Origin of the sequence: Chitinophaga sp. MM2321 (assembly GCF_964033635.1) — a bacterium.
Classification (GTDB): domain Bacteria; phylum Bacteroidota; class Bacteroidia; order Chitinophagales; family Chitinophagaceae; genus Chitinophaga.
Genome location: NZ_OZ035533.1, coordinates 5,890,781 through 5,904,520, shown reverse-complemented (window position 1 = coordinate 5,904,520; position 13,740 = coordinate 5,890,781). Strand labels below are relative to the sequence as shown.

At 47.3% G+C, this 13,740-nt stretch carries 13 protein-coding genes; 9 read left to right on the top strand and 4 right to left on the bottom strand.

Annotation, left to right across the window (positions count from 1 at the left end; genetic code table 11):
* Positions 1 to 123: 123 nt before the first annotated feature.
* Positions 124 to 669 (bottom strand): hypothetical protein, encoded by a 546-nt coding sequence (locus ABQ275_RS23105; RefSeq protein WP_349315504.1) that lies wholly within the window; start codon positions 667 to 669, stop codon positions 124 to 126.
* A gap of 199 nt (positions 670 to 868) precedes the next feature.
* Between ABQ275_RS23105 and ABQ275_RS23100 the strand changes: the two genes are divergently transcribed.
* The 6 genes from ABQ275_RS23100 (at position 869) to ABQ275_RS23075 (ending at position 4,476) form a co-directional block, all read left to right on the top strand.
* Positions 869 to 1,348 carry a sigma-70 family RNA polymerase sigma factor gene (locus tag ABQ275_RS23100; protein WP_349315503.1) on the top strand — a complete coding sequence of 160 codons (480 nt, stop codon included), beginning with the start codon at positions 869 to 871 and terminating at the stop codon, positions 1,346 to 1,348.
* Positions 1,339 to 1,815, top strand: a complete 477-nt coding sequence (locus tag ABQ275_RS23095; RefSeq protein WP_349315502.1) for a hypothetical protein — start codon at positions 1,339 to 1,341, stop codon at positions 1,813 to 1,815. Before ABQ275_RS23100 ends, ABQ275_RS23095 begins: the two co-directional genes overlap by 10 nt.
* 131 nt (positions 1,816 to 1,946) lie before the next feature.
* Positions 1,947 to 2,441, top strand: a complete 495-nt coding sequence (locus ABQ275_RS23090) for a hypothetical protein (protein ID WP_349315501.1) — start codon at positions 1,947 to 1,949, stop codon at positions 2,439 to 2,441.
* A gap of 126 nt (positions 2,442 to 2,567) precedes the next feature.
* A complete protein-coding gene (locus tag ABQ275_RS23085; protein WP_349315500.1) occupies positions 2,568 to 3,059 on the top strand; it encodes a hypothetical protein in 492 nt (163 codons plus the stop codon).
* A 130-nt stretch (positions 3,060 to 3,189) separates the two neighbouring features.
* Positions 3,190 to 3,939 (top strand): metal-dependent hydrolase, encoded by a 750-nt coding sequence (locus ABQ275_RS23080; RefSeq protein ID WP_349315499.1) that lies wholly within the window; start codon positions 3,190 to 3,192, stop codon positions 3,937 to 3,939.
* Positions 3,940 to 4,038: 99 nt separating this feature from the next.
* Positions 4,039 to 4,476: a GNAT family N-acetyltransferase gene (locus ABQ275_RS23075; RefSeq protein WP_349315498.1), complete on the top strand. Its 438-nt coding sequence runs from the start codon at positions 4,039 to 4,041 to the stop codon at positions 4,474 to 4,476.
* Between the two features lie 3 nt (positions 4,477 to 4,479).
* On the opposite strand, the gene ABQ275_RS23070 is transcribed toward ABQ275_RS23075, so the two are convergent.
* The 3 genes from ABQ275_RS23070 to ispG all read right to left on the bottom strand — a co-directional run bounded on the left by ABQ275_RS23070 (position 4,480) and on the right by ispG (position 7,912).
* Complete coding sequence (locus ABQ275_RS23070; protein WP_349315497.1) at positions 4,480 to 5,388, bottom strand: LysR substrate-binding domain-containing protein; 909 nt, start codon at positions 5,386 to 5,388, stop codon at positions 4,480 to 4,482.
* Positions 5,389 to 5,559: 171 nt separating this feature from the next.
* The gene (locus tag ABQ275_RS23065; RefSeq protein ID WP_349315496.1) at positions 5,560 to 5,865 is read right to left on the bottom strand and encodes a hypothetical protein; all 306 of its coding nucleotides are present in this window, start codon (positions 5,863 to 5,865) and stop codon (positions 5,560 to 5,562) included.
* Between the two features lie 79 nt (positions 5,866 to 5,944).
* Positions 5,945 to 7,912, bottom strand: a complete 1,968-nt coding sequence (gene ispG, locus ABQ275_RS23060) for a (E)-4-hydroxy-3-methylbut-2-enyl-diphosphate synthase (RefSeq protein ID WP_349315495.1) — start codon at positions 7,910 to 7,912, stop codon at positions 5,945 to 5,947.
* A gap of 142 nt (positions 7,913 to 8,054) precedes the next feature.
* Between ispG and ABQ275_RS23055 the strand changes: the two genes are divergently transcribed.
* The 3 genes from ABQ275_RS23055 to ABQ275_RS23045 all read left to right on the top strand — a co-directional run bounded on the left by ABQ275_RS23055 (position 8,055) and on the right by ABQ275_RS23045 (position 13,728).
* Positions 8,055 to 8,915 (top strand): helix-turn-helix domain-containing protein, encoded by an 861-nt coding sequence (locus ABQ275_RS23055; RefSeq protein WP_349315494.1) that lies wholly within the window; start codon positions 8,055 to 8,057, stop codon positions 8,913 to 8,915.
* A gap of 122 nt (positions 8,916 to 9,037) precedes the next feature.
* Positions 9,038 to 10,447: a TolC family protein gene (locus ABQ275_RS23050; RefSeq protein WP_349315493.1), complete on the top strand. Its 1,410-nt coding sequence runs from the start codon at positions 9,038 to 9,040 to the stop codon at positions 10,445 to 10,447.
* A 41-nt stretch (positions 10,448 to 10,488) separates the two neighbouring features.
* Positions 10,489 to 13,728 (top strand): efflux RND transporter permease subunit, encoded by a 3,240-nt coding sequence (locus tag ABQ275_RS23045; protein WP_349315492.1) that lies wholly within the window; start codon positions 10,489 to 10,491, stop codon positions 13,726 to 13,728.
* Positions 13,729 to 13,740 lie beyond the last annotated feature (12 nt).

Below are 13,740 nucleotides of genomic sequence, written 5' to 3'. Positions count from 1 at the left end.
AATGTAGGCGCCCTTACGGGGAGGACTGTCAAACCTCTGTGCCGGCGCTTTTATTATCTGGAAGGGCTCTTTGCTTACAGGAAGGAGGTGGTGGCACAACGGTTTAAATGACCGGGACGATGTTTATTCCAGTTCATTAACCGTTTTCGTTAAGTGATCCCCTGTATATAGTTTGATGGTACTTTTGCCGGTTTTAGGGATACTTCCCAGCCATAGCGGTGTAGCGGATGAGGAGCTTTTCCCGTTGCCTGCCGGCGCCACAAAATGAAGTTCCGCATTATTCTGATCGTCGGAAGTAGCGGATGCCAGCTGGATTTCCGTGCCATAGAAAGTGGCGGGCATAGTGGCCGCTACTACCACGTGGGTGCCAAAATCAGGGTTGTCAATTTTATTGTTCATCGTTTTGGCCATGCCGAAAAGGCTGTCGAAGGTAGCCGGGTTATCTATGATCCAGAAGGTGAGGCTATCGCTTACCTGGATGTTATTCTTCACAAAGTAGCCGGTAAGTGGTTGTACATCCAGGCTGGTACCCGAATCGGCATGGGCTGCCATGACAGTATCAGCATCGCTGTCTGCTGTTGCAGAATCAGCGGTAGTATTGCCGGCGCCGTTGCCACAGGAAGCCGCTGCCAGCGTACATGCGGCGAGCAGATAGGTTTTACAGTGCATGGTGATATTTTTACTTTAGATAGATAACACTATTGTGCCGGAATAGTTGATTATTAAATAATTGTCCATTTCAGCTATATATGTTAGTAAATTCATTTCTGCAATAATAGCGGACCTATTAACAAATTTTATATATTAGCACTCCTAAACGGTAGCACAACTTTTTTTGCGGAGAGATCTGACACATATAAATGAGCATGTGCTTGTAGAGCGACTGATGATAGGAGATCCTGCCGCGAAAGAGCTGTTATATGATCGCTATGCAGGCGCGCTTTACGGTATGGTGCTACAGTTGGTACCTATGAAAGAAAGGGCGGATGATGTGATCGTACGCGTATTTACCTGGGCTTTTCATCATATTGAAACATTTAAAACATCAGGCTATCGCACCCTATTTGCCTGGTTATTGCGCAAAACCAGGGAGTTGGCTATCAAAGAAGCCCTACCCGAAACGGCGCTGACAGGCACAGAACTAATGGAAAAAGAGAAAGGTATATTGCAACAATTCTACGTAGTATTGCCGCCCAGAGAACAACAAGTGTTCCGACTTTGTTATTTCAAAGGATTATCTATCACAACGATAGCCCGCATGCTGGCGATGCCGGAAGGGCAGGTAAATGAAATACTGGAAGCGGCCATGAAAGCCTTCAGAAAATTTTTAAAAGATACTTGGAACTAAAATTTTACATAGAAAGCGGTATCATCGAATCGTTTGTTTTAGGGCTGGCCACTGAATCTGAAGTGGAAGAACTGGAGCACATGAGACGGTTATACCCCGACCTCGACACGGAAGTGGAGATTGTAGAACGCCGCCTGGAAAGGGCAGCATTCGATGAGGCGGCTATGCCTCCTGCACAAACCAAAGAGCGGGTACTGCAAAAGATCCGTTGGGAACAGGCGGGTGGATATGGAGAAACCTCTTCCAGTTATACTTTTATCAACATCCTGCCTAAAGACGGCAGCCATATCTCCGTACACCGCTGGTGGAAGATCTTCTTTATTATCATCTTTATCCTGTCTAAAATTTTTCTGTTCTTTGCCATCCTCTATTACCTCAAATACCGTCAGGTTAAAGAGCAGGAAGAAGCAAGATCTGCTATTGTAGCTGTTATGCAGGTACAACAGGAATATACCACCCCCCTATAATTTTAGCAACGTTTTTAACGTTCTGTAAAAATATTTTATCATTTTGTAAATCCACAAGGATAGTTGGTAACGTATCTATATAGATATAGTATTTATTATTTATATTTTACCTGCTTTTTTGAACCGGTATTTTGAACGTAAAAGATTACATAGAGAGCGGAATAATAGAGCGTTATGTGCTCGGACTCGCCACACCTGAACAGGAGGAGGAGCTAACGTATCTGCGTATGCTGTACCCTGAACTGGAAAAGGAAGTGGGAGCAGTAGAGTTGCGGGTGGAAGAACAGGTGCTGGACGAAGCTGTGATGCCTCCCGCCAAACTGAAGCGGGCTATATTCAAACGGATGGATTATAGTGGACACAGTCAGGACCATTACCGCCGCAACAGTAATAACGCAAATGCATACACGCCACCGGAGCCTGTATACATTAATGCCAATCCCGGTTGGAACCGCAGTATTATGGTAAGTATATGGTGGCGTTGCGCCTTTGTGGCCATGTGTATCCTGTCCATGTCACTGGCTGCCAGCACCTGGTACCTGTATCACCGGACCACCCAGTTGGAAGAGGTGCTGATTAAACTGAAATCCCCCGCTGTCGCAAATCCTTTGCCGGCCAGCCATTGATCTGCTTATTTTCATTTGGTACGTTTCTTGCAAAAGCTGAACTTGCCCCGTATTCCGGCTGGTATAAACCTTATTGGATTACAGCTGTTGAATACATGAGCATTTAAACATACAAATTCATTCTCCATGAAAAATTTATCATTAGCCGCTTTATTTCTGGCACTGATTGCTATCCTCGGATCATCCTGCTCCCCCAAGCAAGGTGTGACCACGGACATTAACAAAAGCGCCGTAAAAGGGAACTGGGTATTAACAGACATCCGTTATGAAGGGATTCCGGATAACGCCAAAGTAACCGTTTTCGATGAAGCATCTGCCGCCTGCTTTAAAGGAAGCCAGTGGATCCTCCCCGATAATAATGCCAACGGTTCTTACACTTTATCATCTACTGAAAATGGTTGCAGCCCCGTTACACAGAACATTGTATGGACACTGAGCAAACAAGGCGGTGTAACCATGTTCGGATTCAAAAAACTGCTGAGTGGTGTGAAAGCTAAAAATGTAACAGACGGCTACCTCGTAGAAGTATTAGGCGCCGGCAGCACCATGACCTGGAAAGCTAACCTGAATTTTGAAGGTAAAGCCGCTGCGATCACTTATACATTACAACGTCAATAGTTTTTATCAGCTATAGATAGAAAATCCTGTTCCGGTATTGCCGGTACAGGATTTTTTTTGAACAAGCTCCTGTGTGCGTAGAAGAAGTAGAAATAGTATATTTAGATAAGGATTCTAAACGGCTTTTTATATGAGCGCGCAATACACCAAAATACAGTTGTTGGGTCATGCCAGTTTTCAACTCACTACGCCGGAAGGCCGCATTGTATTACTGGACCCATGGTATACAGGCAATACCGCCATCCCGGCGGGGCTTACCATTCCGGATAAGATAGACCTGATCCTGATTACGCATGGCCACCGCGATCACCTGGATAGTAAAATGGTGGAGATCATCCGCACCAGGTCTCCCAAGGTAATTGCCAATCCTGTGGTCCGGATGTATTTACAGGAGCAGGGTGTACCGGATCACGTTTTTGAACCGATGAATGCCGGCGGAACCCTGTCCACCATGGATATGAAAGTGACAATGACCAATGCTTTCCACTTTGCACAAATCAATTTACCCGACGGCAAAATAGGATACACACATACTACCAATGGCTTTATTGTGCGGATGAGCGACGATATCTCCATCTACTATTCCGGTGATACTTCTGTGTTTGGCGACATGGCACTCATTGGAGAGATCTATAAGCCGGATATTGCCATCCTGCCCATTGGCGACCGCTTTACCATGGGGCCACTGGAAGCCGCTTTCGCCACCCGGCTACTCAAAGTGAAACATGTAATACCCTGTCACTACGGTACCATGGCCTCTCTGACCGGTACGCCGGAGCAATTCAAAGCATTGACAAAAGACCAGGAACAATTGCAGATCCATATACTGAAAGCAGGAGAAGAGCTGGATACCCAGGCGATAAAGACCGGCAGCAGATAGCTGTTTTTTTTGATGTAAACCACTGTTATTATGTTACCCCTACAAACACCGAGATTACTGATATATCCTTGCCGGTTACCCCTTATAACGGAAATTTATTTGCATGACCAACACGCTGTAACATCACTGGATGCACACATTCCTCCCGAATGGCCACAGGCCGATCTGAAAGAATTGTTACCCCACCTGATTGAATTGTTGCAGGATGATCCCCGGTCTTTCCCCTGGTTATTATGGATCATTGTGTCGGCTAAAGACAAAGCGGTGCTGGGAGATGTAGGCTTTAAAGGCCGCCCCGATAAAAACGGGCTGGTGGAAATAGGTTATTCCCTGTTGCCGGAATACCGCAACCAGGGGTATATGCAGGAGGCCGCCGCGGCACTGATCGGCTGGGCATTTCAGCAACCATATGTGAAAAGGGTAGTAGCAGAATGCGACGTCACCAATATTCCTTCCATGAAAGTATTGCAGAAACTGGGGATGCAACCCGCAGGTAATAACGGTGAACTACTGCGATGGCGGTTGTTGAAAAAATAACGTTTATACGTTAGCGTTAGGACCGGTAATATGCTGTTTGGCAAACTTGATGAAAAGCTGTGCCAGCTTATCCTGCAAGCCTTGCAGATAAGTGAAGTGGAGCTTCCTGAACACCCGGAAATTTTTCACAGGCAGAATCGTAAATTCGCCCGCTTCCAGTTCCCGCTGTACTGTTTGCAGCGAAATAAAAGCGGCGCAGGGAGCATGATGCAGGTAAGATTTAATGCTTTCCGTACTACCCATATACATGGCCACATTCAGGTCTGTGATCTTCAGTTTCAAACGTTTCAGTTCATCGGTGATCACTTCCAGGGTACCGGAACCATGTTCACGCATGAGCAGGGGAATTGTTTTAAGCTCAGCGGCTGTCAGCGGCTCGCCGTTGCCGTATTGGTGCTTTATGTTGCCCACCAGTACGATTTCATCTTTGGCAAATTCCACATACTTCAGCAGCGGATTTTTAGAACTGCCTTCGATAATACCCAGCAGGATACTTTTTTCAAAAAGGGCCTGCTCTATCTGTTCTGTATTACCGTTGGTGAGCGATGTTTTAACATCCGGGTACCGTTGATTGAATTTTGCCAGCAGGGGAGGGATCAGGTATTGTGCAATAGTGCTACTGGCGCCTATGGCAAGAACCCCGCCCTGTGTATGTTTTAGCTGATTTACTTCATATTCCAGGTTGCGGTAATCGGTAAAAATTATTTCAGCATGATGCATCACCAGCTGTCCCGCCCTCGTTAGTTTTATCCGGTTACCGATCCTTTCAAACAGGGCCATGCCCAGCTGCTGCTCCAGTTCATGAATATGCTTGGTGACGGCTGGTTGTGAGATGTATAATTCTTCTGCAGCCTTGGTGAAGCTGAGCCTCTTGGCAACGGTATGAAACACCCTGAGTCTGAAATCGAACATGTAATAAAAATACGGATTTGAGGTAAATAGTTTGCGTAACAAGTGATGGAATATGATAGCGCCTTTCGCTATCAATAGATTATCAACTAGTTAGGTGGGTAAAGATAAAAAAATAAGGATTAAGGGGCGACAAATATTTGTTGCCCCTTAATCCTTATGTGATTTGATTCGTTATGCTTTTTTCTTGCCTGCGGTTTTGTTGTTTGATTTGTAGCGCATATCAGGTGTGCCGTCTTTCTTTTTAGGACCTGATGTAGTGGCAGCGTTTTTATTTTCTTTATACCGCTTATCCGGTGTGCCGTCTTTTTTCAGCTTGGTGTCTGCGGAAGCAACCGGTGTAGCCGTTGCTGCTTTCTTTTCCGTTTTTACTTTAGCTGTTTTTACTTCTTTCTTGGCAGTGGGGGTGGCAGGTGTTTGGGCCATGGCTACGGTTAATCCCATGAACATGGCCAGCATTCCTATGAGGAACTTTTTCATACAGTATGTTTTACCAAAAATTAAGATTTTTTATTCATTGATAAAGCATACCCCTCTACATTTTAAGCAATATTTAATATCAGTTTTTCTCTACCCACATGCCATTATCGCGGATAAGGTTGATCAGTTCATTCACTGCCACATCGCTGTTGAGCCCACGCTTTACGACTTCCTTGCCCCGGTACAGGGTGATCTTTCCTACACCGCTGCCTACATAGCCAAAGTCGGCATCGGCCATTTCGCCCGGTCCGTTCACGATACAGCCCATGATCGCAATCTTAACTCCTTTAAGATGATGGGTAACAGCCCGGATGCGGGCGGTTGTTTCTTGTAAATCAAATAGTGTACGGCCACAGGAAGGACAGGAAATATATTCTGTTTTAGAGATGCGGGTGCGGGTAGCCTGCAGGATACCGAACGCGATATTATTCAGCGTGGCCTGTTGGGCCGGATCATTTTTCTGGTTGGTTAACCAGAGTCCATCACCAAAACCATCGAGCAGCAAGGCGCCGGCTTCGGTGGCATGATGGATCAGGTGTTCATCCATCACCGGTTGATGACTGATACTGTGTATAATAACGGGAACGGCTATATTATTTTCTGCAAGCCGTATAAATAAACTTCTTACGGCAGTCATGGCATTACTACCGGTAGCGGAAGCCACCAGGATAGTACTGCCCGCAAATGACGGATCGCTGAAGTGGGAGAGCAGGTCGGAGAACAGGGAAGTATCCAGGTTGTCACATGACACGGCTACAAAATTCTTTGCGCCTGTATGCCCTTCCTGCTGTGCTTTCAGATAGGAAGCGGTATCGAAATAAGGAATACAATTTTGTTTGTTGCCGCTGGTTTGCCAGTACGCTGCATCCACGATCACCTGGAGGGTGCCGGGCAATGCAAAGCCGGGTATGTGTTGGCCGGTATAAATATAATCTGCTGCAGCATCTGCAATGTTCCATTTATCAGTAGCGGCATCGTACGTATAGCCGATAGCGTTAAGGTCTGCCGGCTGTAACGGTGATCTTCCCCTGTAGTCTGCAATAACTACCGGCACCTGTTTTTCTCCCATATTCCCGATACTGTTGCTTTCCCTGCGTTTGTATGTAAAGGGCGAGTAAGGAAGGGTTGTTATCGGGGAAGTGGAAACGGGTTGTTCTTTATCCCTGTTGGTATATCTCTTCACAATATCCCGGCATACGGGCAATTCAAATTCAGGATCTTCTGTCAGCGAAACCCGGATGGTATCGCCTACGCCATCTTCCAGCAAGGTACCGATACCGATAGCCGATTTAATGCGGCCATCTTCTCCGTCGCCGGCTTCTGTAACGCCGAGGTGCAGCGGGTAGCAGTGGCCCAGTTCCTGTTGCATGGTTTGTACCAGCAGCCGGTATGCCTGCACCATTACCTGTGGGTTGCTGGCTTTCATGCTCAGCACAATATTACGGTAGTGAAGATCTTCCGCGATGCGTAAAAACTCCATCGCACTTTCCACCATTCCCATAGGGGTGTCACCGTAGCGGCTCATGATGCGATCGCTCAGCGAGCCGTGATTGGTGCCTATGCGCATGGCAGTGCCATATTCCCGGCAGATGTTTACCAACGGGCTGAATCTTTCGCGGATGCGATCAATCTCTTCGTTGTATTCTGCGTCGGTATAGTCAATTGTTTCAAACTTCTTTTTATCTACATAATTACCCGGGTTCACCCTTACTTTTTCCACGATGCGGGCGGCTATTTCCGCGGCATTGGGCGTAAAGTGAATATCGGCTACCAGTGGGGTGGTATATCCCTGTCTGCGTAATTCTTTTTTGATGACCAGCAGGTTTTCCGCTTCATTTTTGCTGGGAGCGGTAATACGCACCAGTTCGGCGCCCGCCTCGATGCAGCGGATGGTTTGTGCCACCGTGCCGGCGGTATCCATGGTGTCTGTGGTGGTCATCGTCTGGATCCGTATCGGATTGAAATTGCCCAGTAATAAGTCACCTGCTTTTACTTCCAGTGTGGCCAGTCGTTTGTATTCTGTAATAGAGTTGCAATAAAGTTGCATACATTTTTTTGTTTTCCTGCAGGTGCAAAGTTAGTAAACCTGCGGGGTAATATTGCCGCAACCTTAAAGCTACATTAAATTCCACGAACGGTTAATGGAGAGGCGCGCAAATAGAACTTAAAGCCGTAAATTTGAATTTCTTATGTTAGCGAACAAAGGGATAGACATACCTTATCAGCAGCTGTCTTTGAAAGGACAGTTCAATATTTCCCCTTTGGGTACGGTTACTACTGCGCTCACAAATCTGCCCCACCGCCACGATCATTTCCAGATTTTATGGTTTACCAAAGCGAAAGGCCGTCATATGGTGGATTTCGTATGGTATGAGGTAGAAGATAATATGCTGTTCCTGCTCCGCCCCGGACAGGTACATCAGCTGGATTGCGAGCGGGAAGGACATTTCATCGTTTTTACCGAAACTTTTTACTTTACCAATAAACATGATAAGGAGACGTTGTACGACTTCTCCAACCTCTTCGATAACTGGCATGGGTACGGGCCTATCACCATCAGTGAAAACACGTCGAAATCCTTTATGGGACTAGTGGAGCTGATGAACAGGGAACTGAGCTGCTCCGGTTGTAACAGGGGTATTGTAAAACATTATCTCAATGCATTCCTGCTGCTGGCCGAACGGGAAAAAAAGCGCAATGCCACAGAAACCATGATGCCGCTCAGTCATGATGCCAGGGTAGTGCAGCTGCGCCGCCTGCTGGAAGGACATTATCAAAGCGAGCACCAGGTAGCCTTTTATGCCAATGCTTTTGCCCTTACACCCAAAAGGCTCAACGAAATCACCAAAGAAACGACCGGCCGTACCGTCACCGAATTACTTCATGACCGGATTGTACTGGAATCCAAAAGAAACCTGGCCTTTAGTCATAAAAGTGTCAAGGAGATCTGCTATGAGCTTGGATTTGAGGACCCTGCCTACTTTAGCCGTTTTTTCAAAAATAATACCGGTATTTCCCCCCAGGATTTCCGTGACATGATGTTCAAATAGTACAAGTCAATAGCTGAATTGTCCTAACAAGGAGCGAACCCCCCAGTGTACATTTGCATACTAATTTTTTACTCCGCCCTTACTAACGGCTTTTTTTAGACGCTATTGATTAACGTATGAACATGTGGAAACCGCTTTTACTGCTTGTATTGGCAGTGGGTTGCAGTTCGGCAGCGGTGAAGGCACAATCCCGGCCACTCACGTTGCAGGAAGCATTGCAGACCGGATTGAAAAATTATCAGTCCATAAAAGCAAAAGAAAACTATGCCAAGGCAGCCACTGAAAATATCAGTGCTGTAAAAAGAGAATTTCTCCCGGACCTGAACCTTTCTGCGCAAAACAGCTACGGAACAGTAAACGGACAAAGCGGAACCATGTGGGGTTATAAAGGTTGGAGTACCGGTGCTTCCGGCCCGGCCTTGCCTTCACAGAACTGGAATGCTGCCTTCGGTGGTCTTTATCTTGCAAACGTTAGCTGGGATGTAGTCACCTTTGGCCGCAGAACTGCCAAAGTGGATGTAGCAAAGGAATTACTCAATACCAATACCGCCGACCTGGAGCAGGAAAAATTTGAACAACAGGTGCGGATAGCAGGATCTTATCTGAATCTCCTTGCTGCACAGCGTTTGCGGGGTTCCATGGAATCAAACCTGAAACGCGCGCAGCAATTGCAACATACCATCATCACCCGTGCATTAAACGGGCTTACGGCCGGTGTAGACAGTTCCATTGCCAACGCGGAAGTTTCAAAAGCAAAGCTTACCCTCATTGACGCGAGAAACTACGAACAGGCACAAAGCAATAAACTGGCTGAAATGATGGATGTACCACCACAGGACTTCATCCTGGATTCCACATTCGTGACTAAAATACCGAATCAACTGCTGGAAACGGTTTCAGCACAGGACTCCTCATCACTGAAACAGCAACCGCTCCTGAAATTATTTGGCAGCCGCATTTCGCTGAGTGAAGCCAACCAGGTATTCATCAGCAAAAATGTGATGCCCCGTTTATCTTTCATGGGCGTTATGCAAACCCGGGGATCAGGCTTTGATGATGATTATGGCGCTGCTAACCTGAACAGTTACAGCCAGGGATACTGGGCCGGTATTCATCCACAGCGTTCCAACTACCTGGTAGGGCTGAACCTGTCGTGGACGGTAACGGATCTCTGGAGAACACATTCGCAGGTAGTACGCCAGCAGTATACCACCGAAGGATTGAAGAATGAATACAATCAAACATACAGCCGTTTGCAACATCAGCTGAAGTTGTCGGAAGAGCAGATTGAAAACGCCGTGAAAAAATACCGGGAAGCACCTGTTGGCCTGAAAGCCGCCAGCGATGCGTTTTTGCAGAAAAGCACCCTGTATGAAAACGGCCTGTCAGATATTGCTGACCTGTCGCAGGCGCTGTACAATATAAACCGGGCAGAAACCGAAAGGGATATTGCCTACAACGGAGTATGGCAGGCCATTTTGTATAAATCGGCCACTGTAGGCGACCTGCAACTCTTTCTGAACCAGCTGTAAATGCTTTTAGCAAACAGCACCCATTTCTCAATAAGAACGATATGAACCTGATAAGAACCGCTTTACAAAAACCGATAGCCATCATGGTAGTAGTGGTGGGACTGTTGTTTTTTGGTATTTCGTCCATGCGGGATATAAAGATTGACATTTTTCCCGACCTGAATCTGCCGGCCATTTATGTGTCGCAGCCATATGGCGGTATGTCGCCCCAGCAGATGGAAGGGTTTATCGGCACCAACTATCAGAACCTTTTCCTGTATGTAACGGGAGTAAGGGATATTGAGGCAAAAAATATCCAGGGGCTTACCATGATGAAGATCACCTTCTATGAAGGAACGAACATGGCACAAGCAGCGGCAGAGGTAACTGCGATGGCCAATCGTGCCTTTTCTTCTATGCCCTCCGGTACACAGCCGCCTTTCATCATCCGCTTCGATGCCTCCACGCTGCCTATCGGACAGTTGGCACTGAGCAGCCCTACCCGCAGTAATAACCAGTTGCAGGATCTGGCGATGACGGTAGTACGGCCTTCTTTCAGTCGTATCGGTGGTCTTACTTCACCAGCTCCCTTTGGCGGTAACTCCCGTACGATTGTTATCCATGTAGACCCCGCGCTGATGCGCAGCCATCACCTCACCCCCGACCAGGTGGTAGCAGCAGTGAAAGATAATAACCAGATTTCTCCTGCCGGCAACGTACGTATCGGTGATATCACCTACATGACACCTGCCAATACGGTGTTGCGTACGGTCAAGGAGTTTGAAAATATTCCGCTGGTGCAGGGTGAAGGCCCCACCGTGTTTGTACGCGATGTGGCGAAGGTGGAAGATGCAGCAGATATCACCAGCAGTTATGCCGTGATCAATGGCAAACGTTCTGTATACCTGCCCGTCATCAAAACGGCGGATGCATCTACCTGGACAGTTGTAAAAAACCTGAAAAAAGCATTACCGGATATTCAGAAATTATTACCGGAAGATGTAAAAATATCTTTTGTTTTTGACCAGAGCGTATATGTGGTAAACGCTGTGAAAAGCCTTGTCAGCGAAGGGGTTATTGGTGCGGTGCTCACTGCGCTGATGGTACTGTTGTTCCTGGGCGACCGCCGCAGCGCCTACATTGTGATTATCACCATACCGGTGTCTATCATCATTGGGGTGATGTGCCTGAAACTGTTAGGGCAAACCATCAATATCATGACGCTGAGCGGGCTGGCGCTGGCCATCGGTATCCTGGTAGATGAATCAACGGTAACGATAGAAAACATCCACCAGCATATGGAAATGGGCAAGCCTAAAGCGCAGGCTATCTGGCATGCCTGCCAGGAAATTGCTTTTCCGAAATTGCTGATCCTGTTGTGTATCCTGGCGGTATTCGCGCCTTCCTTTACCATGAAAGGCGTGCCCCGCGCCATGTTCCTGCCGTTATCGCTGGCTATCGGGTTCTCTATGATCGCCTCTTACCTGCTGTCACAAACCATGGTGCCTGTGTTGGCTAACTGGATATTGAAGGAAGAAAAATTCAAGGGACATCATCATGTGCATAGCAGTGATCCACATAAATCTGCCGGCTATATTGAAACAGAACTGGCAGATGAAAAACAACACCTGAAAAATATCTCGCGGTTTGACCGCTTCAAGCTCCGCTTCATGGGATGGCTGGAAACCCTCATGAAACGCCGCAAGCTGGCCATAGGCGCTTATTTTATAGGGGTAGTCGGACTGGTTGTATTATGCGTCAGCATTATTGGCCGCGACATCTTACCCAAACTCAATAACGGGCAATTCCAGTTGCGCCTGAAAGCGCCAACCGGTACCCGTCTGGAACGTACGGAAACCATGCTTATTAAATCGACGGAGATCCTGAAAGAACTGGTGGGCGCCGACAACATCGACATCACCTCTTCTTTTATCGGAACACATCCTTCGTCGTACTCTACCAATCCCATCTACCTGTTCATGGCTACACCCAGTGAAGCGGTGTTACAGGTAAATCTCAAAGAAGATTACAAAGTGAACATGGACGAGTTCAAAGAGAAATTCCGTAAACGGATCCATGCAGAGCTCCCTGAAGTAAAGATGAGCTTTGAGCCGATAGATCTTACAGATAAGGTGATGAGTCAGGGCGCTGCTACCCCGATTGAAATTGCCGTGATGGGTAAGAACTTCAATGACAGTCGTCCTTATGCAGAAAAGTTGCTCGTAGAAATGAAGAAGATCCCATATCTGCGGGACGTACAGATCAACCAGCCACTGGACTATCCGGCTATCCGCATCAACATTGACCGGGCGCGTGCGGCGCAGCTGGGTGTAACCGTGGGAGAAATTGCCCGATCCCTCACGGCAGCTACTTCTTCCAGTCGTTTTACGGAAAAGAATAACTGGCTGGACGAAAAAAATGCTACGTCTTATCTCGTACAGATTTCTATACCGGAAAATGCCATGACCGGCATCAGTGACATGGCAGCCATTCCGCTGAGTAAAGACAGGGACCGGCCTGTACTGGGCGATGTAGCCACTTTACAGCCGGATACGCTGGTTGGTGAATATGACCGTATCGGTGCGGTGCGGGTTATTTCCATCGGCGCCAATATTTATAACAAAGACCTGGGTACTGCCACCACCGCGGTGTCGGCAGCTATTAAACGTGCGGGAGAACCACCGCGCGGTATCTCCGTTGAAAAACGTGGGTTGATGAACCTGCTGGATGACACACTTGACAGTCTGCAATCGGGACTGCTGGTGGCTATTGTCGTCATCCTGTTACTATTGGCAGCAAACTTTCAGTCGTTCAAGGTAGCGTTGGTAATAGTGTCTACCATTCCCGCTGTATTGGCCGGTTCTTTGATCATGCTGCTGATAACCGGTTCTACATTGAACCTGCAGTCTTATATGGGTATTATTATGTCGGTAGGCGTGTCTGTGGCAAATGCCATCCTGCTGGTAACAAATGCGGAGAAGCTGCGGCTTGAAAATCATGATGCCCGCAGATCGGCATTGGAAGGTGCTTCTATCCGGCTACGTCCTATCCTGATGACAAGTATTGCTATGGTAGCGGGGATGATCCCCATGGCTTCCGGACTGGGTGAAGCCGGTGATCAGACTGCCCCGTTGGGCCGCGCGGTAATTGGTGGACTCATTGCCAGTACTTTTGCATCGCTGCTCATCCTGCCATTGATATTTGCCTGGGTACAACAAAAAACCAGTGTTAAATCTGTATCACTGGATCCGGAAGATATAGAGAGCCAGTATTATGTTCCTGCTGAAAGACATGTTCAATAACCGGGTTTTACT

What these genes read in the sequence shown, in the direction of transcription:
- ABQ275_RS23105 (WP_349315504.1), bottom strand. Translation starts at nt 669, where the DNA reads ATGCACTGTAAAACCTATCTGCTCGCCGCATGTACGCTGGCAGCGGCT.
- ABQ275_RS23085 (WP_349315500.1), top strand. Translation starts at nt 2,568, where the DNA reads ATGAAAAATTTATCATTAGCCGCTTTATTTCTGGCACTGATTGCTATC.
- ABQ275_RS23080 (WP_349315499.1), top strand. Translation starts at nt 3,190, where the DNA reads ATGAGCGCGCAATACACCAAAATACAGTTGTTGGGTCATGCCAGTTTT.
- ABQ275_RS23070 (WP_349315497.1), bottom strand. Translation starts at nt 5,388, where the DNA reads ATGTTCGATTTCAGACTCAGGGTGTTTCATACCGTTGCCAAGAGGCTC.
- ABQ275_RS23065 (WP_349315496.1), bottom strand. Translation starts at nt 5,865, where the DNA reads ATGAAAAAGTTCCTCATAGGAATGCTGGCCATGTTCATGGGATTAACC.
- ispG (WP_349315495.1), bottom strand. Translation starts at nt 7,912, where the DNA reads ATGCAACTTTATTGCAACTCTATTACAGAATACAAACGACTGGCCACA.
- ABQ275_RS23055 (WP_349315494.1), top strand. Translation starts at nt 8,055, where the DNA reads ATGTTAGCGAACAAAGGGATAGACATACCTTATCAGCAGCTGTCTTTG.
- ABQ275_RS23050 (WP_349315493.1), top strand. Translation starts at nt 9,038, where the DNA reads ATGTGGAAACCGCTTTTACTGCTTGTATTGGCAGTGGGTTGCAGTTCG.
- ABQ275_RS23045 (WP_349315492.1), top strand. Translation starts at nt 10,489, where the DNA reads ATGAACCTGATAAGAACCGCTTTACAAAAACCGATAGCCATCATGGTA.